Raw genomic sequence first — 3,679 nt, forward strand, 5'->3', positions numbered from 1 at the left:
CTACGCAGTTTATCAGCAACGGCCTTACCAAAACTGCCTTACAATCATTTATTGGCAGGGCAAATTATACATTTATGGCTAGGTACCTGTTTACGTTTACGGGCAGGGCCGATGGTTCATCTGTATTTGGTGAAAACCATAAATGGGCGTTTTTTCCTTCGGGAGCAATTGCCTGGAGAGCTAACGACGAGGCTTTTATTAAAAATATCAGCCAGATCTCGGAGTTAAAGATCCGCGCCAGCTATGGTTTAACAGGTAACCAGGGTATTAGTCCATATCAGTCGCTGGCTACGTTGGGCAGTTACAAATATTTTACCGATGGCGGATTTCAAACAGGCTATGGGCCGCCGTATTATAACGATGGCTCAAACACCAATAGCAAGGTATTTAACGGTTTGCAAAACAAAAGTTTGAAATGGGAAACCACCCGCCAGCTGGATATTGGTTTGGATTTAGGCCTGTTTAACCAGCGCTTTACCTTAACTGCCGATTATTACTACAAACACACAACCGATCTGCTGCGCCAAAACCAGGTTGCCTTATCATCAGGTTTTTCGGTAATTGAAGTGAATGACGGTACCATTGATAACCGCGGTGTGGAGTTAGCTGCCAATGCACAGATCTTCCAGGGGAATAAATTTTCGTGGAGCGTAGGCGGCAACTTTGCACTGAACAGGAATAAAGTAATTGCCATTGGCGGCGGCAACCAGATAGAAGCTAACGGGCAGGATATTGAAGCCATTCGTGCACCATTAAACTACTACATTAACGGGCAGCCTGCCAATGTTTTCCTGGGTTATAAATTTGATGGCATTGTGCAAACAGCAGGCGGCACTAATCCTGTTGATGGCACTGCTGCAACTGTGGGCGACATTAAATACTTAGCAGGCGGACCTATCGCGGTAGGGCAGGGCGAGTACATTATCGGTAACCCCAATCCTAAATTTTACTATGGCTTTAACACTTCGTTAAAGTACGGCCAGTTTGATCTGTACGCCCAGTTTTACGGAGTAAGTGGTAACGATATTTTTAACTTTCAAACCTTTACGCCAAGTGCGCAGCTGCAAGCCTGGACTCCCGATAATCATACCAACCTGTACCCGAGTGTAAATGCTACGCGCGTTTATTATGCTTCAAATTGGTACGTGCAAAAGGGAACCTACCTGCGCCTGCAAAACCTTAATATAGGTTATACGCTAAAGCCAAATTTAATTAAGGGGATCTCTAATCTGCGGGTTTATTTCTCGGGTACCAACCTGTACACGTTCACCAATTTCAGCCCAAGCTTTGACCCTGAGGTAGGCGAAAACGGGCAGTTTGGTGGTAACTACCGCAAGCCGCGCCAGTATTCGCTGGGCTTAAATGTTAGTTTTTAATTAAGCACCCATCACCAACATGAAGAAATTTAAATACATCATAGCTTTAGCAGCAACAACAATGACGTTGTCATGCAAAAAGCAACTGGAGGAAAAACCTTACGGTTTCCTGTCCACTACCAATTTTTATAAAACAGAGTCGGATGCAAATTCGGCGCTTATTTACGCTTATTCTATCCTGCCCGATCTGGGCTATTATTCGCGTAATTTTATCGTACTAACCGAACTGCCTACCGAGGACGTTGCTGCCGCCAGCGGCAAAAGTGCCGACGAAATGCTGCTTGATCAGCTGACTGTTACTCCAACCAACGGTGTACTGGCCCCGGCCTACCAGTTTCCATATGTGGGGATAAACCGCGCCAACCTGGTTATCAAATATGTACCTGCCATTACCGGCATGACTGATGCTGCAAAAAATGAGATCCTTGGCGAGGCTTATACGCTGAGGGCTTTGCACTACTTTAACCTGGTGCGTTTGTTTGGCGCTGTGCCTTTACATACCGATCCGGTTGATGATATCAGCCAAACCAATCTGCCCAAATCAAGCATGAAGGATATTTATGATCTGATCATTGCCGATTTAACCAAAGCTGCCGGAATGATGGATCAAACCGTAAGGCTTGGTCGGGTTAACCAGGTAGGGGCCGAAGGTATTTTGGCCAAAGTTTACCTTACACTGGCATCTGCCAAAGCAAGCAGCTCTCCGGGCTATGATTTTGTAAGCAATGCCGATGATATGTACAACAACGCCAAAACCTGGGCTGCCAAAGTGGTTGCGGGGCAATCGGTTTACAGTCTTGATCCGGATCTGGTGGCTATTTACGATGTAAATAAAAAACTCGGCCCCGAGCATTTGTTTGATGCTTCGGTTGACAGGAGCGGTGCCGATGAAGGCCAGTATTCTAAGCTACCACTGTTTTTTATGCCTAACCTCAACTTCCGTTTACCTAATGGCACTTATGTACCCGGTGGCTTTAACGAGTTCCTTACCGAGAGCGGTATTTACGACAGCTTTGATGCCAATGATAAACGCAAAAGCCAGCTGATCATCTCCACAATTTATGATGTGGGCGATGCCGGTGGCAATAAAGGCCCAACGCAAAACCTCAGTATTACCGATTCATATTACCGTCCGTTCAGCAACAAGTTTAATGATTCGGGTTGGCAAACAGGGCAGCAAACCAGTGCCAATACGCCTATTATCCGCTTTTCGGACGTGTTGCTGATCTATGCTGAAGCGTGTGGCCCAACTGCCGAGGGGTATGCTGCTGTAAACAGGATCCGTACCCGGGCAGGTCTGGGTAACCTGCCGCCGGGCTTGTCGGTTGCACAATTCAGGGATGCTGTGATCCAGGAGCGTAAATGGGAGCTTTGCTTTGAGGGAAACCGCCTGTTTGATCTTCGCCGCAGCCATAAAATGGAATCGGTACTGAAAGATACCTATGGTAAAACCATCACCGGCGATTCGTATTACTTCCCGATACCGCAGGCTGAAGTAAATAAGAACCCCAATTTAGGTAAGTGATCAAATAATTATTGAAAATGAAAAAACTAACATATATCATTTTACTGGCGGTGTTTTTTGCAACATCCTGCCAAAAAGACCCGATGGATGGCATCAAAAGCCATGAACGGGCAATTGAATCATTCAGCGTAGGGGCAGGGCTGGTACAAATAGGCCCCGCGGTTATTGACCGCGATGCATCAACCGTAACTGTACGTGTACTGGTACAACCAACCAATGATTTCAGCAAGGTTAAACCAACGGTAATATCATCATATAAATCAAACCTGCAACCTGCATCAGGCGCGGCAGTTGATTTTTCGGGTACGGGTAACCAGGCTACTTATACTGTAACCTCCGAAACCGGTGAAAAGAAGGAATGGAAAGTAATTCTGCAACCTTTTTCAGAAGTATTACTGGGTACATTTAAAATAAATGGCCTGGTAGTTTATGGCGGTACCGGCCCTGAATATGGCGGTGGTGCGGTTTTAAAGCTTGATGATAAACCCTGGGATTGGCCCGCCACTGATGGTCCTTCGGCAGAGCTGGATAACTCACTTACCTTCACCTATACTGGTGTAACTGCCGATGGTAATACTTACGGTAAAATAGTGAACAATGCCGGTGCCGATGGCAAGTACGCCAATTTTCAATACATACAAAACCCGGTTACCGATGTAAATAATTTTTACCGCAAGATCCCTAAAGGGGAAGGTACCTGGCTGCACAATTATTCGGATAACACCATAACATTCACTTTTGCAGATGGTAGTACCTCAACAGGAACATTTGAAAGTGC

Annotated in this window: 3 protein-coding genes; all 3 read left to right on the plus strand. The window is 45.9% G+C overall.

Going from position 1 to position 3,679, the window contains the following annotated elements; translation table 11 throughout:
• Positions 1 to 1,376 (plus strand): SusC/RagA family TonB-linked outer membrane protein (locus VF500_RS02560; RefSeq protein ID WP_330858175.1); only part of this gene is annotated, 1,376 nt, incomplete at its 5' end.
• Positions 1,377 to 1,395: 19 nt separating this feature from the next.
• Positions 1,396 to 2,901, plus strand: a complete 1,506-nt coding sequence (locus VF500_RS02565; RefSeq protein ID WP_330858176.1) for a RagB/SusD family nutrient uptake outer membrane protein — start codon at positions 1,396 to 1,398, stop codon at positions 2,899 to 2,901.
• Between the two features lie 17 nt (positions 2,902 to 2,918).
• Positions 2,919 to 3,679, plus strand: a 761-nt coding sequence (locus VF500_RS02570) for a hypothetical protein (RefSeq protein WP_330858177.1), incomplete at its 3' end; no start/stop codon positions are given.

This window comes from Mucilaginibacter sp. (assembly GCF_036383575.1).
GTDB lineage: Bacteria > Bacteroidota > Bacteroidia > Sphingobacteriales > Sphingobacteriaceae > Mucilaginibacter.

Excerpts from the sequence above, each read along its gene's own strand:
- VF500_RS02565 (WP_330858176.1), top strand. The coding sequence starts at position 1,396 with ATGAAGAAATTTAAATACATCATAGCTTTAGCAGCAACAACAATGACG.